The sequence below is a fragment of the Sphingomicrobium clamense genome, assembly GCF_019264355.1.
GTDB classification, from domain to species: Bacteria; Pseudomonadota; Alphaproteobacteria; order Sphingomonadales; family Sphingomonadaceae; genus Sphingomicrobium; species Sphingomicrobium clamense.
On record NZ_JAHVAH010000001.1, the window covers coordinates 1,650,521 to 1,670,101 of the forward strand.

A 19,581-nucleotide genomic window follows, 5' to 3' on the forward strand; every position below is an offset into this window, starting at 1 on the left:
TAGTGCTCATTTCATGGCCATTACCGCAGCCTAGTCAGAAATAGGTAAAGGTCCGCAATTGGGTCGATGACCGCCTGGTCGCTTTCGGGGTGGGAAGCGGAAGTTGAACGCGGGCGCCAAGACTTCACCGCAAGGTTCGCTTCCAGAAGGCGAGAACACGATCAAAGTGATCGGGATCCCGCATGACGATATGGTTGGTCTTTGGCAGCCTGACGGTCTCGTAGTCGGCACCAGCAGCGATCAGATCTCTTTCGAGTCTGTCGGTTACTTCTGGCAAAACATCGTCGTCGGCAAGTCCGTGTATGATTAGGAGCGGCCCACGCAGTTCGAGAAGACGGTTGGTCAGATGACCCTGCTCATAAGCTTCCGGACATTCTGAGGGGAGACATCCTTGGTAGGCTTCAACCGGCACTCGCATTTCGCTGACGTTGGTGTTCGGCGCGAGCATGATGCCGGCCTTAAAGAGATCGTTGCCCTCAATCATCCCACGGAGAGCAAAGTAGCCGCCCCAGCTGTGCCCCATGATCCCGACACGATCCGGGTCGAGACGTTTATTTGTCTTAAGGAGAGCTTGAATAGCCGCAACATGATCAGGAATGACCGCAGCGCCAAATCTTCCGTCTTGCGCGTGTGCGAAAGCGGCCTCGCGTCCGGGCGTGCCGCGGGCGTCGATGAATACCGTCGCGAAGCCTCGCCTGGCCATTTCCATCGCTGCGATCATGGGCCGACCAACCGGGTCAGGCTCCGCCATTTGCGATTGGGGTCCTCCGTATATATGGTCGATTAGCGGGAACGGGCCCTCACCGTCGGGAGTGACGAGAATCGCTCGCAATCGATCTCCCTCGGCGCCCGGAAGCTCCAACTTCTCGACGCTGACTGGCAAGTCGGTAAGGAAGCCGACATCGGCAACAGTGTCTGGTTTGATCGGCTCGCCGCGATAATCGATCCATCGAAGAATGAGCGTGCTCGGCAGATCGGTGATCTCCACGGCGATTCCTTCAGTCGTCATATCGGCAAAAAGAACGTAGGGCGCATCAAGCAGAGAAGCCGTTGCGAGCGTTACGAGATCAACCGAGCGAAGACGGTGTTTTGGCCACGTGGCATCACCGACGGCGGTCTTCACGATGGCGATTTGAGCGGTTCGGTCGATGCCGACGACTTCGAGCAGGATTTCGTCGTCGGGCAGGGAGACTGGCCAAGGGGTCGCGTTGCCGGCATAAGCGTAGAGCCGCCGCTTTCCACTTCGATCGCTGGTCCATAGAAACCGATCGTCATCGATCAGGAGCAACTTGTTGCTACCTTCAAAGCGACTGGAATAGAAATCGCCAAGGTCATAGCCCGCAATAGTCCAGTCCTCGGACCTCTCTTCCATAAGCAGCGTAACCGATCCGTCATCCAGATCGAAATGGTTCAGGACGACATGCCGCCCGGTTCGATCCGCCTCCAGATAACGCAAGCCGCGCCCGTCCGAATCGAAACCTGCGAGATAAAGATAGTCCATCGACAAAGGTAGCTCGACGCGGGTCCGACCGTCGCGTGAGAGCACAAACAGCCGCTTCTCGGGCAAGTCTTTTCCGGCATAGCTGAACCGAACCGTTCGAGGAGCGCCGTCCATGTCCGAAATCGTGCTGGCATAGACCATCGAATCATCGATCATCTTTGCCGCTATCCATCTTCCGTCATCAGAAAGGCGCGCACCTTCAGCCGTCCATCGGAAGGATCCTTCCGGGCCGGCCAGCCGACGGGGGGCCTCGTCGACACGGCGAATTGTCAGTCCGCCATCCTGGTTGTGACCGACGAACCATTGCCCGTCCGAACTCACCGCCTCCTTCAGAGGCGGATGATGAAGAAAGAGGCCGTCGTCGATCACACGTCGCTGATCAATTCGTGCATCGAAATCAGGTGGCGCGGGCATTGCCGCCCTGACCTTCGGCATCAACGGCTCCAGTGTTTGTCCAGCCACTGGTGATGCAAGTCCAAGAAACAGTGCGATAGCAACTGTGCGGATCATACTCATCCCCCATCTTACTGATTGGAGGACACTCTATAGCTTCAACACAGTAATACAAAGCAGTGCTCGCCGTCGACGTGCGCGTGACCAATTTTCATTGGAGGCCGACAAGGATCGGCCTTCGATGCGATGTCAGCGAACGTCCGCAATTGGGTCGTTGGCGGTACGGTCGCTTGCAGGCGTGGAAAGAAGACACGCACGTAATTGCCGATCTGCCTTTATCACGCCGCAATGCGCATCCATAACGCTAGGGCTACCAAGTTGCCGACTACGGACTATCTGGCCCCAGGGCCGCTTCCTCACATCGCTGCTACTAGCCCGAAGCTGGATCGCGTTGATCCAGCCCATGAGGAAGTTATCCCATGACCGAAGGTACTGTTAAGTTTTTTAATGCCCAGAAGGGCTTTGGTTTCATCACCCCCGATGACGGCGCGGGCGACGCGTTCGTCCACATCACGGCTGTCGAAGCTGGTGGTCTTGGCACTTTGAGCGAAGGTCAGCGCATCGGCTACGAGCTGCAAGACGATCGCAAGGGCAAGCAGAGCGCTTGCAATCTAGTCGCGCTTTAATCGTGTATCGACCAAGAAATGAAGAGGGCCTGCCGGCAACGGTGGGCCCTTTTTCATGTCATGGCTAATTGTTTTCGTTTGCGCTAATGTCCCTCTGCTATCGGTTGCTCGTGGACACGCGCCTCAAGGCGGTGCCAGCCCATTGGTCTCTTCTAGCATCGCCTGACTAAGGAGACTGCAATGTCCATGCAGACCGATTTCTTTCTGGAACGTGCCGCTTACGAGGCGAAGAGAGCCAGCGCTGCTAGCCTCTCCAACGTCCGAGATGCTCACTTGCGCGCGGAAGCTGCCTGGCTGCAATTGGCCAAACGCTCAGCACGTGGCGATGATCTTCGAGCTGAGGATGCCAAACGAAAAGCTGAGCGCGCTGTTCTTGAGGCTCAGCAGAAAGCCGATGCCCTGCGCGGTGGTCGAGAATAGACTAGTTCGATCCGGTTTCGTTATGTTTCTTTGGCTTGCCACCCGCCAGCGCCGAATGCCGTTTCGCGACGCGCCGATATATTGCGCGCAAATATGAAGAGCTAGCTGCGCCTGCACGTCTGTTGGCCTGGAGCTCGAGGTTCTGATGTTTCGCCTTCTCAGTCATTACGAACCAATCTTGGTTCGGGAGCACTAGCTTCGAAAGCGTTTCGAGCAATCAGCTTGCGATAATAACGCGCCATGTCCTCATACAGCCATTTCACATCGGGGTTCTGGGCTTCGCTCGCTTGCCTGCGGCAAAGCGCCTCACGCTCTTCAAGAGCTTCCATATCGACCATTGCAATCAACCTGTCCTTCAAGCGTCGATACTAATTCTCCGACGGTCACAGGATGCTTGTCTTAGATTTCGTGTGATAAATTCTTCTATCACAAATTACGACCATTTACCAATCAAAGACTTCTCACTGAAACTATCAACGTAAAAATTAAAAATGCTAGAGACACCATAAATTAAGGTACTCGAATTATTTCGGCTTCCTTAGGAGTTATAAAAATGAAGATGTGGAGGAAATCGCAAAAACTTACCCTCGTCGGTGAGGACGGCGCTGCTGCTTTACGAATTGGAGTGCTCACAAAAAGGACGAGAGATGCGATAAGGGAGAATGGCGACGGGAAAACACTCCCCGACCTGACCCGCAATCGCTTCCTGTAGACCCTAAGTCTTCCGATCGGCCTTCTCGTAGACTGTTTGCGAAGGAGCTTGGGGGTTCGGCCACTCAACGTCGGCTAATGGGTCGATGACCGCCTGGTCGGTTTCGGGGTGGAAAGCCGACGTCCCGTCATACCAGAGAAGAGGCTGAGCACTCGAGAGCAAATCGTAACTTCGTAACCGTCACGAGATTCTCGTGAGTCAATGCCCCGCGCACGACCAGCCCCCTGACCGATCGTGCGCGAGGGGTCAGGCGGGTTCGCCTCGGGCGGAAATCCGCCCGGCGATCCGCGCCTGTTGCGACAGCGCGTCGGTAATGTTGGAGTAGCGATAGGGTCCCACGGAAAACTCGACACTGGTTCTCACGACAATCGGTGGGACTTTGTTCTTGATTGAATAGGGAGGACAATATGCGGCAAGCGCACCGCCTTCGTTTTCCCACTCGACAACCGCTTCGCGCGGCTTGGATACTCCCTTAATTGAAGATGTAGGGGAAGTCGCAAAGTCGCCCTCACGTCGAGAGGCGTTCAAGCGACTGATGATGCCTGAAATGACTGCCGCATCTTCAAGGTGGCGAAGGCGAATATCACGGTCCCTCGTGGCGTCGGCTTTCATCAGCGCGATTTGGTGGGCGCTAAGCAATTCGTTGTGGTCCATGATCCGGCCTTTTCCGATGATGTCGCGAACGCGGACCGTCCGGCAACGCGACGAAGCCGAACGATCCCTTACTGAAGTCTAGTTATCGGCCGCGATGGTCTAGTGACTGCGGGTCTGGTCGTTGCCAGGCTGGCTCATCTGGAGGTTTACTGCCTGGCGCTTGCCGCCGTCGACCGTCTTGGTGTCGTAACCAAAACGCTGGTCAATGCGGGGTTCCTGGTCGGTCTGCTTGAGGTCCGCCTTGGCAAACATCAGAGCATCGCCGCCCTTTTCGGGGGTGATGGTGCCGGTGCCCTTGGTGCCGTCATACGAAGCGATCTTGCCATAATGGGTCATGATGAATGTCTTTCCCTTCGGCGCGTGCGGCCGTGCTTGACCGCTTGTGCGCGGGCTAAGAAAACGAAAAGGAAAGAAGGGAGAGCATATAGACCGCTCTCAGGACAATCGATCGCGCTTGGTAGCTTAGTGTTTAGATGGGTCCTGTACTCCCATTATTCAATAGTGGACCCGAAACGACTTCGTTGAATGGCTGTATTCCCCCCCCCGATTTATTTTCGAATTATAGCGAAATTAGAGCATCAGAGAACCTTTCGCTTTCGCTTGAAGGGAAAGAGGCGCATAGAGGGACGGCTACCAGTCGTTTGGACGGTGCAAGGCCCAGCAGCCCTTTTCCTTTACAGGCGGCTCCTAGCGAAACGCAGCCTTCGTGGTTGCGTCACCCAAGGAGCTAATCATGATCCCGCACACCTTCCGGTTTGGCTTGGCCAACATCCTGTTTCCGGCGCTTCTCACTTCGATCATTGTGTTGAGCGGAACGGCAATCGCGTTCAGCAACCTGTGACCCGTTTCGCTAATCATCCGTTCAGCGCATTTTTCTCCGCCAAGGAGGAGATCGCACTCCAACTTATGGAGCGTGGGCAAATGCTACAGCGCGAAACCAAGGAGGTTCTCACTCCCGAATTGGAGCGGTGGGAAAATGAAGGTGGCCGCCCGCGCCGTGGCAGGGGACTCGATGAACATCGCGTTAGTTACGCTTCGGCGCAGCGAGATCTCGGGCAAACCATCGGCGTGATTGCGGCCAAAGCAAGCGCACTTCTTGACAGTTTCACAGTGGAAAGAAGATCTCCATGATTCAATGTGGGATGATCGTGAGCTATGATGCGAGTTCGGGCGAGGGTCTTATATCTCCAGACGATGGCTCATCATGGCTCAGCTTTTCACGGAGCAGTTTGCGAAATCCGCTCGCAAAACCGCTATTGCAGCAGCGTTGCGTATATCGACTGCTGCAATCTTCAGGAGGTGAATTGATGGTAACGGACATGGAACCACGGCCTCATCAATAATGGCTGCCTCGACGCCCTAGTCGATAGACGCTTTTCGGCTCGAAAAAAACGGCGCTGAAGGGGTGCCAAATGAAAGAAAAGCCCCCCGCGCTTCTTCCGGGGATTAAGCAAAAGCAACTCCTGTTGGGTTTATCTTTGCGTGCGAGATAATTGCTCCATTGCACTTGCACGACGCTCGTATTTCTCGGCTTCTTCCAGCCAAGCCTTCATCACAATCTCATTCTCGGCATTTCGCGCGGCGCCTCGGCACGTCCGTGCTGGCGCGCGCAAGTCATATACTTTCAACGTCAGACCCTCACGCAACTTTGGGGCCTCTCGCTACGAAATAGCATGGCTGCCGTTCAAGGTTGAAAACCAACTTTGAAGCAGATTCGCGAATGGCAACTTCTGGGTCGTCAGCAGAGCGACAGCTTTTGGTTCCGACCACAGAAAAATCTGCACCGGCTTGCAACCCATTGCGCTCCGGTGTATTAAAGCAGCATGACGCTAAAAACCAGCCACGAAAAGCCCGTCTACGTCCGCATTCGCGAGACGATCGCCGACGCGATCCTCGCGGGTCGCTATTCGGATGGTGACGCCCTGCCCTCGGTTCGCGCGCTTGCCGCCGACGAGGGTGCCAACCCGCTGACGGTCGCGAAGGCCTATCAGGGGTTCCAGGACGAGGGGCTGGTGGTCGTGCGCCGGGGGGTCGGCATGTTCGTGGCCGAAGGTGCTCGCGCCCGGCTCGCCAACAGCGAGCGCGATGCGTTCATCAAGACCGAATGGCCCGAAATCCGCGCACGCATGAAGCGCCTCGGCATTTCGCCGGCCGAATTGCTGGGCAAAGAAACGGCTTGAGTATTCCTGCGTAGGCAGGAATCCAGTCCCGTTGGCGCCATGGGCTCCTGCCTTCGCAGGAGCCCATCGTTTCTACGCCAGCGCTTCCACTTCGACCGAATAGAGCAGCTCCGCGCCGGCATTGGCGGCGGCGGTGAGGCCGGCGGCTTCGGGGACGATGCTGGCGTTGAAGAAAGCGCTTGCGGCCTTGGTCGCGTCCGTCGCGTCGTCGGCGCGCGCGAGGCGCTCGAGCAGCCAGCCGCCGACCAATACCGAGCACATGGTGAGGAAGGGATAGCTGCCCGCCATCTTGTGGTCGGCCTCGGCGCTGCGCAGCGCGATGGCGGTCTGCTCGACCATGTCGCAGAGCGCGTGGAGACGTTCGTCCTGTGCATTGGCGCGGATGTCGGCGATGAGGCCGTCGAAGGCCTGGCCGCCGTCGAGCCCGAGCTTGCGCCCGACGAGGTCGGCGGCCTGGATGCCGTTGGTGCCTTCGTAGATCGGGGCGATGCGGCTGTCGCGCCAGTGCTGGATCGCGCCGGTTTCCTCGATATAGCCCATGCCGCCATGGACCTGGACGCCGAGATCGGTGACTTCGACGCCGACATCGGTGCCCCACGCCTTGGCCATGGGGGTGAGGACTTCGCCGCGATAGCCCGCTTCCTCGTCGCCCGCCGCGCGGCGGTCGAGGCAGGCGAAGGCGTAATAGCAGAGCGCGCGGCTCGCCATGGTCAGCGCGCGCATCCTGAGGAGCATGCGGCGGACGTCGGGATATTCGGCGATGGCGCCGCGGGCTCCCTGCTTGCGGTCGAGCGCGTAGGCGACCGCGCGCTGGGTCGCGACTTCGGCGAGGCCGACGCCCTGGAGGCCGACATTGATGCGCGCGTTGTTCATCATCACGAACATGGCGCGCATGCCGCCGTGGAGGTCGCCTACCATCCAGCCCTTGCACTGGCCCTTCTCGCCGTAGCGCATGACGCAGGTGGGCGAGGCGTGGATGCCGGCTTTCTCCTCGAGGCCGACGCAGGCGAGGTCGTTGCGGCTGCCGTCGGGGAGGATCTTGGGGACGAGGAAAAGCGAAATGCCGCGCGTGCCCGCGGGTGCGTCGGGCGTGCGCGCGAGGACGAGGTGGATGATATTGTCGGCGAGGTCGTGCTCGCCCCAGGTGATGAAGATCTTCTGCCCGTCGATCATCCAGCTGCCATCATCATTAGGCGTCGCCTTGGTGGTGAGCGCGCCGACGTCGCTGCCGGCATGCGGCTCGGTGAGGTTCATGGTGGCGGGCCACTCGCCCGAGACGATCTTGCCGAGATAGCGCTCGTTGAGTTCTTCGTTGCCGTAGGCCTCGAGCGCCTCGACCGCGCCCAATGAGAGCATCGGGCAGAGCGCGAAGGCGATGTTGGCGGCGTTGAGGTTCTCCATCAGCGCGGAGGCGAGCGCGAGGGGCATCTGCATGCCACCGGCTGACGCGGGCGCTGCGAGCGACATCCAGCCGCCTTCGACGAAGGCCTGGTAGGCTTGCTTGAAACCGTCGGGGGTGGTGACTTCGCCGTCCTTCAGCGTCACGCCCTGTTCGTCGCCAGACTTGTTGAGGGGCCAGAACTCGCCCTCCGCGAACTGCGCCGCGCCTTCGAGGATGGCCTGCACGGTGCCCGCGTCGGCGGCGGCGAAGCGCTCGGTTTGCGCGAGCTCCTCGATCCCCACGACATGGGTGAGCACGGCCTGCTGGTCGGCGGTGGGGGCGGAAAAGCGCATGGGGACTCCTTGGCAAACGGGTTGGGTGGCGGCATAGCGCCCCTGTGGACCCGATGTCACTACAGACCGAAGTCGTCCCGGCGAACGATGCCGGGATCAATCGCGCCGCCGAGATCATTCTCGAAGGGATGCCGGTCGCGGTGCCGACCGAGACGGTCTACGGGCTGGCCGCCGATGCGACCGACGCGAAGGCGGTGGCGCGCATCTATGCCGCCAAGGGCCGGCCAAGCTTCAATCCGCTGATCGTGCATGTCGCGAGCCTCGAGGAGGCGCAGCGGCTGGGGGTGTTTTCGGACAAAGCAATGGCGCTGGCCGAGGCGCATTGGCCTGGGCCGCTGACGCTGGTGCTGCCGCATCGCGGGGAGAGCGGGATTGCGGGGCTGGTCACCGCAGGGCTCGACACGCTTGCGATCCGCTGCCCTGCCCATCCTGTCATGCGCCAATTGATCGAAACGGTCGGCAAACCGCTCGCTGCGCCGTCGGCCAATGCGAGCGGGCGGATCAGCCCGACCAGCCCGGCGCACGTGCTGGCCAGCCTCGACGAGCGCATCCCGCTGATCCTCGACGGAGGCCCGTGCGAGCGCGGGATCGAGTCGACGATCGTCGCGGTGGACGGAGACGAAGTGCGTCTGTTGCGGCGCGGGCCAATCGAGGTCGCAGCGGATGAAGCCGATGACGGTAAGGTCGAAGCGCCCGGCATGCTGGCGAACCATTACGCGCCCTCCAAGAAAATCCGCCTCGACGCGACCTATCCGGCACCCGACGAGATCCTCATCGGCTATGGCGATGTCGAGGGCGAGCTGACGCTGGGCGAGGATCCGGTGACGGCGGCGGCGCGGCTGTTCGCGGCATTGCACGAGGCCGATGCGAGCCCGCATCCGCGCATCGCCGTCGCTCCGATCCCGGGCGACGGGCTGGCAGCGGCAATCCGCGACCGGTTGCAGCGCGCGGCGGCGCCGCGCGACTAGGCCTCGACGCCTTCCTTCAACTTGTCCTGGAAGCTCTTGCGGAATTTGCGCAGCTTGGGCGCGATGATCGCCATGCAGTAGCCGTTCGAGCTGCCCTGCCGGTTATAGAAATCCTGATGGTCCAGCTCGGCGACGGTGAAGTTGTCGGCATCCTCGATGGTCGTGACCACCTTTACGTCATGCTCTTCGTTGGCGCGCGCGATCGCAGCCTTCGCGGAGGCTAGCTGCGCCTCGTCCTGCGGGAAGATGGCACTGCGATATTGGGTGCCGATATCGTTGCCTTGCCGGTTGAGCGTGGTCGGGTCATGCGTGGCGAAGAAGATGTCGAGCAGGTCGTCATAGGCAATGACGTCCGGGTCATATTCGATACGCACGGCCTCGGCATGGCCGGTATTGCCGCCGCACACTTCGCGATAGGTCGGATTGATCGTGTCGCCGCCGATATAGCCGCTTTCGACCTTGCTCACCCCGATCACGTCGAGGAACACCGCCTCGGTGCACCAGAAGCAGCCATTGGCCAGGATTGCGGTCGCCATGCGTCATTCTCCATGAGGTCAGACCATGGAGATAGGCGCGTTTGCGGCGATTTCCAGTAGGACTTAGTGCCGTCCGGGGCGCGGATCTTTGACCGCTGCCTTGAGCGTCGCGACCTCGAGCCGCTTGCCCATCCACTCGCTCAACTCTTCGAATTTGAGCGGCTTGTCGAACACGATCCCGGCCTTGCGGTTCGAATACCAGCGCACTTCGCCCTTGAGCGGACGCAGGCTTTCGACCACCACCGTCACCGGCTTGCCGAGGCAATATTCGTCGATCGGCTCGACCTTGAGCCCGCCCAGCGAGACGTCATGCACGTCGACCGTGTAATAGGTGCGACCGATGCGCAGGTTGGCTTTGCACGCGACCTGCAGACGCGGCGGGCGCGGCCGGAAACCGTGGCGCGGCTTGCGGCCCGCAAGCATCTCGCCAAGGTCGATATTCTGGTCGAATTTGAAGCCAGCCGTGCCTTCGCGGATCCACACGACGCTCGACGGGATCATCTGCGAATTGAGCTCGATGCTGCAGGTCTCCCCCACTTCGACCTGCTGGCCGATTTCGGCCATCAGTCCGCCGGCGGAGAGGTTGCGTACGCGAATCAGCTGTTCGTTGTCGCCTTCCTGGAGCAGTTTTGCGACGCGGAGCGTCGGCATGACGCGTTCGTCGATGCGGCGCTCGACAGGACGAGGCACCTCGGTCGACAGCGTGAAAACGGTCGACTCGAACGCCAGATTATCCTGTCCGAACGGACGTTTTTTCCGCTTGATCAACGCTCCAAGCATAAGGTTTCCCTCGCAAAATTCGCAGTTCAACGTCCCGAATTGACCACGACGAGGTTAAAAAGCCGTTTCCACAGCAAATATGCTACGCTAAGGCGTTGATATTCGGGAGGATGACGATTCCGTGACAGGGGCGGTCTCGTCGACAATTTTCTAGGGGATGACTTTGTGACCAGGCGCCTGAGCCTGCTGCTGATCGACGACGAACCTGCGCTTGCCCGCTTCATGGCGGATGCAGCCACCCTGTCCGGATACAATCCGATCATCGCCGACGATCATCGCCAGTTTCGCGATCTCTACCGCAGCAAGAAGCCAGACATGATCGCGATCGATCTCGCCATGCCCGGGATGGACGGGGTCGAGCTGATCCGTTTCCTCGCCAGCGAGAAGGCGACCCAGCCGGTCATGATCGTCTCCGGCTTCGACGACAAAATTCTCGACACCGCCATGCGATTGGGCATCGAATTGGGACTGACGATGGTCGGTCCGGTGCACAAGCCCGCGCGGCTTGAAGACGTTGAGGAATTGTTAGGAACGGTGCGCCAGAAACTGGTGGCATGATCGAACCCGCCGAACTCGGATTGCTTGACGGGTTCGAACGGGCCCTCATCAACGACCGGCTTCACCTCGTCTACCAACCCAAAATCTCGTTGTCCGACGGCACGCTCAAGCGCGTCGAGGCGCTGGTACGCTGGGAGGATCCCGATCTTGGCACCGTACCGCCGTCGCGCTTTGTCCCGCTGGCCGAGCGTCACGGCCTGATCGACGAGATGACGCGCTGGGGCATGGACACGGCCTTTCGCCAATGGAAGTCGTGGCACGACCACGGCCTGGAGTGCGAGCTCGCCTTCAACATCAGCGCGCTCAGCCTGCGCGCCCTCGCCTTCCCCGACCTCGTCTCGGATTATTGCGAGCGATACGGCATGCCGCCGAGCTGCCTGGTGCTCGAACTGACCGAGAGCGCGACCCAGCCGCTGGTGACGCTGATGGACACGCTGACTCGTTTCCGCATCAAGGGCATCGGACTGGCGATCGACGATTTCGGCACTGGCTATTCGAGCCTGATGCAGCTTCGCCAATTGCCCTTCAGCGAGCTCAAGATCGACCAGTTCTTCGTCGCCGACGCCTGTTACAACAAGGACAGCCGCGCGATCGTGGAATCGATCATCGACCTCGCCCACAAGCTCGACTTGTCGGCGACGGCGGAAGGGGTCGAAAGCCAGGAACAGCTGCAGTTGATGAAAGATCTGGGCTGCGACATCGCACAGGGCTACCGCATCGCCCGCCCGCTGGAAGGCGAAAAGCTGGCCGACTGGAACAAGATTTGGAGCAAGAGCTGGAGCGAGCTAGTCTCGAACTAGTCGCGCGGCCCGAGCGAGCCCCTCGATCCCGGCATCGAGCGTCGCGTCTTTCTTCGCAAAGCAGAGGCGGATGAGGTTGGTCGGCGGTTTTTCTAGATAGAATGGCGACATGGGCACGACCGCTACGCCCGCCTCTTCAACCGCCCGTTTCGCGAATGCCTCGTCGTCGAGATCGATACCCGATGCGGCAAGATCGACAGTCATGAAATAGGTCGCCTCGGGCCGGATCGACGCATAGCCCGCCTCATCGAGTTCCTCGATCAGCCGGTCGCGAGCGCGCGCGAAGCCGGTCCGCATGTCTGGGATCCAGCCGGGATCGGCAAGACCGTCCGCAACCGCAGCCTGTAGGTTGGGCGGCGTCGCGAAGGTGACGAATTGGTGCGCCTTGGCCAGGACTTCGGACAAAGAGGGCGAGGCGACCATCCAGCCGACTTTCCATCCCGTAAGCGAGAAAATCTTGCCCGCCGATCCACATTTGATGGTGCGCTCGGCCATTCCGTCGACCGCAAGGAGCGTCGTGAATTCGTCGCCGAACAGGATCTCTTCCCAGACTTCGTCGGACAGCACGAGCAAGTCATGCGCAATCGCGACGTCGGCGAGCGCCTGTAGCTCGTTTCGGTCGAATAGCCGTCCGGTCGGATTGTGCGGATTGTTGAAGATGATGAGGCGGGTTGCGGGGGTTACTGCCCTCGAGAGTGCGTCGGCATCGAGCCTGAAGGAAGGGGCTTCGAGCCGCACTTCCACCGGCGTCCCGCCCGCGCGCCGGATCATCGGAGCGTAGACGTCAAATGCGGGGGCTAAGAGGATGACTTCGTCTCCCGGCTCGACGATGGCGAGGATCGCCGAACAGATGGCCTCGGTCGCGCCGCTGGTCACCGTGACGTGATCGGGGGTGATCGCGATGCCGTGGCGCGCGCGATAGTGGTTCGCGACCGCCTCGCGCAACGCCGGAAGCCCACGCGAGGGCGGATATTGATTGTAGCCCTCCGTCGTGTGGCGCGCGGCGGCTTCGAGCACGCTGTCGGGCCATCCAAAATCGGGAAAGCCCTGGCCGAGATTGGCGGCACCGTGCTGTGCGGCGGCAAGGCTCATCCGTTCGAAAACGGAGACGTCCATCTGTTCGTAGAGTGGGTTCATGGATTGTCCAGGAGGGTTGCGATCTGATCGGGCGAGTAGCCGAGTTCGGCCAGGAGGTCTTCGGCCTCGCGGGCTTCGGCAAGCGGTTCGGGGTCCTTTCCGTAGCGCGGTGCGGGTGTGGGTAGCGGTCCATGTGGCGTGTCGAGGAAAACGTCGCGTGCGCGGTTATGCGGGTCGGCGGGCGCTTCGGCCATCGAGAGGACGGGTGCGACGCAGGCGTCAGCCCCTTCGAAGATCGCGAGCCATTCGTCGCGGTTCTTTTGCGCGATGCGGACCGCGACGGCTTCGCGCTGCGCCGGCCATTGCGACGGGTCGAGCGAGTCGCTGAAGAGCGGGTCGCCTGACAGGCCGAGCCCCTCGACCAGCGCATTCCGGAAGGCGGGCTCGATCGCGCCGATCGCGAGGTAGCGGCCGTCCGCGCAGGCATAGGTGCCGTAAAGACCGGCGCCGCCGTCGAGCAGGTTCGCCTCGCGTTCGTCGCGCCACAGGCCCGCGTTGCGCATGCCGTAGAGGAACGTCCCGAGATAGGCGCTTGCCTCGCTCATTGCGCAATCGATGACGCGCCCCTCGCCTGCCCCGGCTGCGACCTCGCGCAAGGCCGCGGTCATCGCGAAGGCGAGCATCAACGCGCCGCCGGCATAGTCTGCGACCAGATTGGCGGGCGGTGTCGGACGACCGTCGGCGGGTCCGACAAGCGACAACATGCCCGACAAGGCAAGATAGTCGATGTCGTGGCCTGCGCGCTCGCTTAGGGGACCGTGCTGGCCCCAGCCGGTGAGGCGGCCGATGACGAGTTCGGGTTTGATGGCGTGGAGGTCGCCGGGGCCGAGGCCGAGCGTTTCGAGCTTGCCGGGGCGATAGGGGTCGATCAGCGCATCGCTCTTTACAACCAGTTTGCGCATCGCGTCGCGCGCGTCCTCGCGGCGCAGGTCGAGTGCGAGGCTGCGGCGGCCTCGTAGGGTCGGATCGTTGGGGATGGACAGGAGCCCGGCGCGCTCGATGCGGATGACGTCCGCGCCGTGATCTGCGAGCAGCATGCCGCAGAAAGGCGCGGGTCCGAGCCCTGCCAGTTCGATGATCCTGATCCCGTGAAGCGGCCCCGCCATGGTCGCAGCATGGGCGCAGCGCGGCGCGGCGGCAAGCCCATGCGTCGTTGCGTTGACGGAACGGGGGGCGCTATGCTGTGTTATTGCTACGAGCGACGTGAGAACAGAGGGACCAGATGTCGGGTGAACCGAAGATCGAAGGCGACCGGTCTACCGGACAGCCGGCAATCGATCCTGATACAATCGATCATGACGACTTTCTGGAGGAGATGATTGCGCGTTCGCCGCTGGCGTCGTGCATCACCGACCCGAGCCGCAAGGATAATCCGATCGTCGCGGTCAACGATGCCTTCATCAAGCTGACCCAATTCGAACGCGACGAGATCATCGGGCGCAACTGCCGCTTCCTGGCGGGTCCAAAGACCGAGCCGTGGCTGACCGAGGCAATCCGCGAGGCGGTGCGCGAGCGGCGCCCGGTGCTGGTCGAGATTCTTAACTACAAGAAAGACGGCACGCCCTTTCGCAATGCGGTGATGGTCGCGCCGATCTTCGACGATGCCGGAGAGCTGAGCCACTTTCTTGGCACGCAGATGGAAATTGGCGAGGATGCCGCGGGCCCGACGCTTTCGGCGCGGATCCAAGCGGCGGAAAAGGTCCGCTCGCTCTCCCCACGCCAGCTGCAGGTGATGGAAGGCGTCGCCAAGGGACTGCGCAACAAGCAGATCGCCTACGAGCTGGGGCTGGCAGAGAAAACGGTGAAAATGCATCGCGGCATCGCAATGGAGAAGCTTGGCCTCAAGAGCAGCGCCGAGCTCGTACGCGTTGCCGTCGAGGCTGGCCTCTGAACTATCGGCCTTTTGGCCGTATTTCCCGGAATAGCGCACTAGTTTAGGAGTTTGCGACAGGCTGAGGTGTCAAAGCCAAGGCTTGTCGGCAGGGTCGAGAGATTTTGTCGGCGCGGAGCGGGTAAGCCCTCTCTCGCTCCGCGCATCGCTCGAAAGTGCCGTTGCGGACTATGGTTCGCAGCGGCATTTTTTTGCATAAAGCAAAATATATCTGCATAAATATTGTATTCATGATGATTCCATGCATATGGGCGCGTCATGAATGCGAAACGAACCCTGATTCTCGGTGCGAGCGGCTATGCCGGAGGCGAATTGCTTCGGCTGATGGCTGCGCATCCGTTACTTGCGCCTTCGATCCTGTGCGGGTCGAGCGAGGCGGGGCAGTCGCTCGGCACAGTGCATCCCCATCTCGCAATGGCCTACCCGGATGCGCAGATCTTCGAATATGACGCGGCGATGCTGGACGAGGTCGATTTCGTCATGGCCGTCCTTCCCCACGGCATGACGCAAAGCCTATCGCCCGCCATTCTCGATGCGGGCGTGCCTTTCGTCGACCTCGGCGCCGATTTTCGGCTTGCGAGCGCCGACGATTATGCGACCTGGTACGGCGAATCGCATTCGGCTCCCGACCTGCTCGACGCCTTCGTCTACGGCATTCCCGAGCTTAACCGTGATGCCATTAAGAACGCGAAAGCCGTCGCTGCGGCGGGTTGCTATGCGACCGCGGCCATCCTGACGCTCAAGCCGCTGGTCGATGCAGGGCTGATCGCGCCGGGCAGCATCACGATCGACGGCATGTCGGGCGTTTCGGGCGCGGGCAAGGCGCCGAGCGCCAAGACCCATTTCGATCACGTACACGGCAGCTTGTCCGCCTACGGCCTGCTCAATCATCGCCACACGGGCGAGATGCAGATGGCGCTCGGCCAGGAGCTGCTTTTCACCCCGCACCTCGTGCCGATGGATCGCGGAATCCTCGTCACCTGCAATGCGGTGGCCGCCGACAACGGCGATCCGCTCGAAGCGCTCAAGGCTGCCTACGCCGACGAGCCCTTCGTCCAGGTGAGCGACACCCCGCCCGCAACCAAGGCGGTCGCCGGCACCAATGCGGTGCACGTCACCGCGCGGCGGTGCGAACGGACCGGACGCATCCTCGCCATCGGCGCGATCGACAATCTGGGGAAAGGCGCTGCGGGTCAGATGATCCAGTGCGCCAATCTCATGCTCGGGCTCGACGAGACGACCGGGCTCACCACGGCAGGAGTTTGGCCATGAGCGTCACCGCAGCACCCGGCTTTATCGCGGGCGGCATGCATTGCGGGGTCAAGATGCGCCGCCGTGACCTCGCGATCGTCGCCACCGACGACGGCCAGCCCGTCGCGGCCGCGGGCGTGTTCACAAAGAACAAGTTCGTCGCGCCGCCGGTGGTTCATTCCAAGGCGCAGCTTGCAGCCTCGAGCGGCGAGGCCGCGGCGATCGTCGTCAATTCGGGCAATGCCAATGCCGGTACCGGCAAGGCAGGGATGGACGACGCAGTGGCGATGACCGACGCGACCGCCAAGGCGCTTAAGATCGCGCCCGAGCACGTCCTCGTCTGTTCGACCGGAATCATCGGGTATCCGCTGCCAATGGAGAAAATCCTGCCCGCCATCGGGGCGCTGTCGAACAATCTTTCGAAACATTCGCATCTCAAGGCCGCGACCGCGATCATGACAACCGATCACGTGCCCAAGGAATCGGTTGTGAAGGGCTCGAACTTCACGCTGGGCGGCATGGCCAAGGGGTGCGGCATGATCGCGCCCAACATGGCGACGATGCTCGCCTTCCTGACCACCGATGCGGCGCTGGAGCCCGGCGAGATGACCGAGATGCTGCGCGAGGCGTCGGATGCCAGTTTCAACCGTCTCAATGTCGACGGCGCGACCTCGACCAACGATACGGTCTTCCTGCTCGCCAACGGGCGTGCGGGCGCGGTCGACAAGGCGGAATTCCAGGCTGCGCTCACCGACTTGTGCAACCAGCTTACGCTGCTGATGGCGCGCGACGCGGAGGGTGTGACGAAAATCGTCCACCTCACCGTCTCGGGCGCGGCGAACGAAGCCGAAGCCCGCGCCTGCGCCAAGGCGATCGCTGAAAACAACCTCGTCAAATGCAGCTGGCACGGTGCCGATCCCTATTGGGGCCGGATCCTTGCGGCGGCGGGCAGCTGCGGCGTCGACATCGACGTCGACAAGTCAGTCGTCACTTATGGTGGCATCGTCGTGGCGGAAGGCGGCATGGAGGTGCCGCACGACGCCGACGCCGTGCTCGCGCACATGAAGGATGCCGAGGCCGAGATCGCAATCGATCTTGGTGTCGGCGACGCGTCGACGACGACGATCGGGATCGATCTCGGCCCCGGCTACATCAAGGAAAACGTGGTGACCTCATGACCCAGCATTCGCGCCTTCACGGGCTCACCCCGGCCGACACCGCCAATATTCTCGTCGAGGCCCTCCCCTATGTGAAGGGATTTGCGGGCAAGACGATCGTCGTGAAGCTGGGCGGCAACGCCATCGACGCAGAGGTCGACAAGGCGCTCGCGCAGGACGTGCTGTTGCTGCGCCAGGTGGGCGTGCGCTGCATTGTCGTTCATGGCGGCGGGCCGCAGATCGACGAGACGCTTCAGGCCTTCAACATCGAGCGCAAATTTGTCGACGGCCTGCGCGTGACCGATGCCGATACGCTCCAGGCGGTGCGCATGACGCTGGTCGGCAAGGTCAATCGCGATCTCGTCGCCAAGTTCAACGTCGAGGCGGCCGACAATCCGGTCGCGGTCGGCGTCTCGGGCGAGGATGGCGGGCTGCTCGTGGCACGCCAAGTGAAGAGCGAGCTGGGCTTTGTCGGCGAGGTCGAGCAGGTGCGCGCGTCGGTGTTGACACGGCTGCTCGACGAGGGACTGGTGCCGGTCGTCTCCACCGTCGGCGCCGATCGCAGCGGCCAGCCCTACAACATCAATGCCGACGCCGCGGCCTGCGCCATTGCCGCCGCCGTGGGTGCGGAGAAGATCGTCTACCTCACTGCAGCCCCGGGCCTACTCGAAGATCCCTCGGATCCCGACAGCCTGATTCCCCGCCTCTTGGCGAGCGAGGCCGAGGACATGATCGCATCGGGCAAGATCGGCGACGGAATGATCCCCAAGCTGACCGCGTGCATAAGTGCCGTGCTCGAAGGCGTGCCGCGCGCGCACATCCTCGACGGACGCATCGCCCATTCGCTGCTCATCGAGATGCTGACCGACGAGGGGATTGGCACCATGATCGTCAAAGGAGGATCCCATGCTGACGCTGGCTGAAATGTCGCGCGAGACGATCGAGGCGATGCTGTCGCTGGCGGAGGGCGATTGCGGCCGACCGCTCGAAGGCAAGGGCGTCGCGCTCCTGTTCGAAAAGCCGTCCGCACGAACGCGTCATTCGATGGAGATGGCGGTGGTCGCGCTGGGCGGCCACCCGGTCTATGTCCGCGCCGACGAAGTCGGGATTGGCGGGCGCGAGAGCGTGGAGGACATCGCGCGCACGCTGGCCTGCTACCACGCCATCGTCGCGGCGCGGGTGAAGGATCATGGCGTGCTCGAAGCCATGCAGGCCGCGACCCAGGAAACGCCCGTCCTCAACATGCTGTCTGACATCGCGCACCCGCTCCAGGGTCTGGCCGACCTGTTAACGATCAAGCAGCTGCGCGGGTCGATTGAAGGCGCGAAGATTGCCTTCATCGGCGACGGCAACAACGTCGCGCGTAGCCTTGCCGAGGGGGCATCGAAGTTGGGCGCCGAGTTCGTGCTCGCCGCGCCCGAGGGTTATGCGTTCGAAGAGGCCACTGCCTCACTTCCCAGCGTCAGCCAGACCGACGATCCGGCGGCGGCAACTCAGGGTGCGGACTTCGTCTACACCGACGTGTGGGTGTCGATGGGACAGGATGGTGAAGGCGAGGCACGGCGAGAGGCCTTCCTGCCCTACCAGGTCGACGAAGCGCTCATGGCGCATGCGGACGAGGACGCCAAATTCCTCCATTGCCTGCCTGCCATTCGCGGGCAGGAAGTGAGCGCTTCGGTCATCGACGGACCGCAAAGCGCCGTGTGGCGGCAGGCGGAAAACCGGCTACACAGCGCACGGGGCGCGATGGCCTATCTGTTGGGAGTACAGCCATGAGCAAGGTCGAGGATCGGCGCAGGGCGCTTGCCGCCATGTTGCGCGAGGGCGGCGCGGCGAGCCAGGAAGAGCTGGTCGCCAAGCTGGCGCAAGCGGGGCACCCGACGACGCAGGCTACGGTCAGCCGCGACCTCGATGCGATCGGCGCGGTCAAGGGACGCAAGGACGGCAAGACCGCCTACCTGCTTTCCGACCAATTGGGCGAACTGGACGCGCGCGGCGAGGCACTCGACCGTATCCTCGGCGAATGGCTCCATTCTGCGGAATCGGCCGGCAACATGGTCGTGCTGCGATCGCGACCCGGCTCTGCCCATATCATCGGCGCGGCGCTCGACGCAGCGGCGCTGACTGAAATTGCCGGCACGATCGCCGGTGACGACACGCTTTTCATTGCCGTGCGCGACGGGTCCGACCCTGCACGGCTTGCGACCAAGTTGAAGAATTGAC

Annotated in this window: 22 protein-coding genes; 13 read left to right on the plus strand and 9 right to left on the minus strand. The window is 61.8% G+C overall.

The window, feature by feature from the left end; translation table 11 throughout:
- Positions 1 to 124: 124 nt before the first annotated feature.
- The gene (locus KTQ36_RS08490) at positions 125 to 2,011 is read right to left on the minus strand and encodes a S9 family peptidase (protein WP_218633246.1); all 1,887 of its coding nucleotides are present in this window, start codon (positions 2,009 to 2,011) and stop codon (positions 125 to 127) included.
- Between the two features lie 362 nt (positions 2,012 to 2,373).
- Between KTQ36_RS08490 and KTQ36_RS08495 the strand changes: the two genes are divergently transcribed.
- Positions 2,374 to 2,580 carry a cold-shock protein gene (locus KTQ36_RS08495; RefSeq protein WP_218633247.1) on the plus strand — a complete coding sequence of 69 codons (207 nt, stop codon included), beginning with the start codon at positions 2,374 to 2,376 and terminating at the stop codon, positions 2,578 to 2,580.
- A 180-nt stretch (positions 2,581 to 2,760) separates the two neighbouring features.
- Positions 2,761 to 3,000, plus strand: coding sequence for a hypothetical protein (locus KTQ36_RS08500; RefSeq protein WP_255554461.1), 240 nt, complete (start codon positions 2,761 to 2,763; stop codon positions 2,998 to 3,000).
- Between the two features lie 158 nt (positions 3,001 to 3,158).
- On the opposite strand, the gene KTQ36_RS08505 is transcribed toward KTQ36_RS08500, so the two are convergent.
- The 3 genes from KTQ36_RS08505 to KTQ36_RS08515 form a co-directional block, all read right to left on the minus strand.
- Positions 3,159 to 3,359 (minus strand): hypothetical protein, encoded by a 201-nt coding sequence (locus KTQ36_RS08505; protein ID WP_218633248.1) that lies wholly within the window; start codon positions 3,357 to 3,359, stop codon positions 3,159 to 3,161.
- A gap of 599 nt (positions 3,360 to 3,958) precedes the next feature.
- Positions 3,959 to 4,366 (minus strand): hypothetical protein, encoded by a 408-nt coding sequence (locus tag KTQ36_RS08510; RefSeq protein WP_218633249.1) that lies wholly within the window; start codon positions 4,364 to 4,366, stop codon positions 3,959 to 3,961.
- Between the two features lie 99 nt (positions 4,367 to 4,465).
- Positions 4,466 to 4,702, minus strand: coding sequence for a cold-shock protein (locus KTQ36_RS08515; protein WP_218633250.1), 237 nt, complete (start codon positions 4,700 to 4,702; stop codon positions 4,466 to 4,468).
- Between the two features lie 501 nt (positions 4,703 to 5,203).
- Here KTQ36_RS08515 and KTQ36_RS08520 point away from each other — a divergent pair.
- Entirely contained in the window at positions 5,204 to 5,497 is a 294-nt protein-coding gene (locus KTQ36_RS08520) for a hypothetical protein (RefSeq protein WP_218633251.1), read from the plus strand.
- A gap of 692 nt (positions 5,498 to 6,189) precedes the next feature.
- Positions 6,190 to 6,546 carry a GntR family transcriptional regulator gene (locus tag KTQ36_RS08525; protein ID WP_218633252.1) on the plus strand — a complete coding sequence of 119 codons (357 nt, stop codon included), beginning with the start codon at positions 6,190 to 6,192 and terminating at the stop codon, positions 6,544 to 6,546.
- A gap of 72 nt (positions 6,547 to 6,618) precedes the next feature.
- On the opposite strand, the gene KTQ36_RS08530 is transcribed toward KTQ36_RS08525, so the two are convergent.
- Positions 6,619 to 8,280 (minus strand): acyl-CoA dehydrogenase family protein, encoded by a 1,662-nt coding sequence (locus tag KTQ36_RS08530; RefSeq protein WP_218633253.1) that lies wholly within the window; start codon positions 8,278 to 8,280, stop codon positions 6,619 to 6,621.
- A 53-nt stretch (positions 8,281 to 8,333) separates the two neighbouring features.
- Between KTQ36_RS08530 and KTQ36_RS08535 the strand changes: the two genes are divergently transcribed.
- Positions 8,334 to 9,248 carry an L-threonylcarbamoyladenylate synthase gene (locus KTQ36_RS08535; RefSeq protein ID WP_218633254.1) on the plus strand — a complete coding sequence of 305 codons (915 nt, stop codon included), beginning with the start codon at positions 8,334 to 8,336 and terminating at the stop codon, positions 9,246 to 9,248.
- Here KTQ36_RS08535 and msrA read toward each other — a convergent pair.
- Together msrA and KTQ36_RS08545 are read right to left on the minus strand one after the other, a co-directional pair.
- Entirely contained in the window at positions 9,245 to 9,784 is a 540-nt protein-coding gene (gene msrA / locus KTQ36_RS08540; RefSeq protein WP_218633255.1) for a peptide-methionine (S)-S-oxide reductase MsrA, read from the minus strand. The two genes, KTQ36_RS08535 and msrA, sit on opposite strands and share 4 nt — an antisense overlap.
- A gap of 63 nt (positions 9,785 to 9,847) precedes the next feature.
- Positions 9,848 to 10,564 carry a PilZ domain-containing protein gene (locus tag KTQ36_RS08545; RefSeq protein ID WP_218633256.1) on the minus strand — a complete coding sequence of 239 codons (717 nt, stop codon included), beginning with the start codon at positions 10,562 to 10,564 and terminating at the stop codon, positions 9,848 to 9,850.
- 165 nt (positions 10,565 to 10,729) lie between these two features.
- Here KTQ36_RS08545 and KTQ36_RS08550 point away from each other — a divergent pair, with 165 nt between their 5' ends.
- Positions 10,730 to 11,122: a response regulator gene (locus tag KTQ36_RS08550; RefSeq protein WP_218633257.1), complete on the plus strand. Its 393-nt coding sequence runs from the start codon at positions 10,730 to 10,732 to the stop codon at positions 11,120 to 11,122.
- Positions 11,119 to 11,922, plus strand: a complete 804-nt coding sequence (locus KTQ36_RS08555) for an EAL domain-containing protein (protein ID WP_218633258.1) — start codon at positions 11,119 to 11,121, stop codon at positions 11,920 to 11,922. Before KTQ36_RS08550 ends, KTQ36_RS08555 begins: the two co-directional genes overlap by 4 nt.
- On the opposite strand, the gene KTQ36_RS08560 is transcribed toward KTQ36_RS08555, so the two are convergent.
- Positions 11,908 to 13,059 (minus strand): aminotransferase class I/II-fold pyridoxal phosphate-dependent enzyme, encoded by a 1,152-nt coding sequence (locus tag KTQ36_RS08560; protein ID WP_218633259.1) that lies wholly within the window; start codon positions 13,057 to 13,059, stop codon positions 11,908 to 11,910. The two genes, KTQ36_RS08555 and KTQ36_RS08560, sit on opposite strands and share 15 nt — an antisense overlap.
- Positions 13,056 to 14,165, minus strand: coding sequence for a CaiB/BaiF CoA transferase family protein (locus KTQ36_RS08565; protein WP_218633260.1), 1,110 nt, complete (start codon positions 14,163 to 14,165; stop codon positions 13,056 to 13,058). The genes KTQ36_RS08560 and KTQ36_RS08565 overlap by 4 nt, the downstream gene beginning before the upstream one ends.
- A gap of 116 nt (positions 14,166 to 14,281) precedes the next feature.
- On the opposite strand from KTQ36_RS08565, the gene KTQ36_RS08570 reads away from it, so the two are divergent.
- The 6 genes from KTQ36_RS08570 (at position 14,282) to KTQ36_RS08595 (ending at position 19,580) form a co-directional block, all read left to right on the plus strand.
- Positions 14,282 to 14,950 (plus strand): LuxR C-terminal-related transcriptional regulator, encoded by a 669-nt coding sequence (locus KTQ36_RS08570; protein ID WP_255554465.1) that lies wholly within the window; start codon positions 14,282 to 14,284, stop codon positions 14,948 to 14,950.
- A gap of 258 nt (positions 14,951 to 15,208) precedes the next feature.
- On the plus strand, positions 15,209 to 16,222 hold the full coding sequence (gene argC, locus KTQ36_RS08575) for an N-acetyl-gamma-glutamyl-phosphate reductase (protein WP_218633261.1): 1,014 nt from the start codon (positions 15,209 to 15,211) through the stop codon (positions 16,220 to 16,222).
- Positions 16,219 to 17,379: a bifunctional glutamate N-acetyltransferase/amino-acid acetyltransferase ArgJ gene (argJ, locus tag KTQ36_RS08580; RefSeq protein ID WP_218633262.1), complete on the plus strand. Its 1,161-nt coding sequence runs from the start codon at positions 16,219 to 16,221 to the stop codon at positions 17,377 to 17,379. Before argC ends, argJ begins: the two co-directional genes overlap by 4 nt.
- Complete coding sequence (gene argB, locus KTQ36_RS08585; protein WP_218633263.1) at positions 17,376 to 18,281, plus strand: acetylglutamate kinase; 906 nt, start codon at positions 17,376 to 17,378, stop codon at positions 18,279 to 18,281. The genes argJ and argB overlap by 4 nt, the downstream gene beginning before the upstream one ends.
- Positions 18,265 to 19,134: an ornithine carbamoyltransferase gene (gene argF, locus KTQ36_RS08590; RefSeq protein WP_218633264.1), complete on the plus strand. Its 870-nt coding sequence runs from the start codon at positions 18,265 to 18,267 to the stop codon at positions 19,132 to 19,134. Before argB ends, argF begins: the two co-directional genes overlap by 17 nt.
- Positions 19,131 to 19,580 (plus strand): arginine repressor, encoded by a 450-nt coding sequence (locus tag KTQ36_RS08595; protein ID WP_218633265.1) that lies wholly within the window; start codon positions 19,131 to 19,133, stop codon positions 19,578 to 19,580. The genes argF and KTQ36_RS08595 overlap by 4 nt, the downstream gene beginning before the upstream one ends.
- Position 19,581 lies beyond the last annotated feature (1 nt).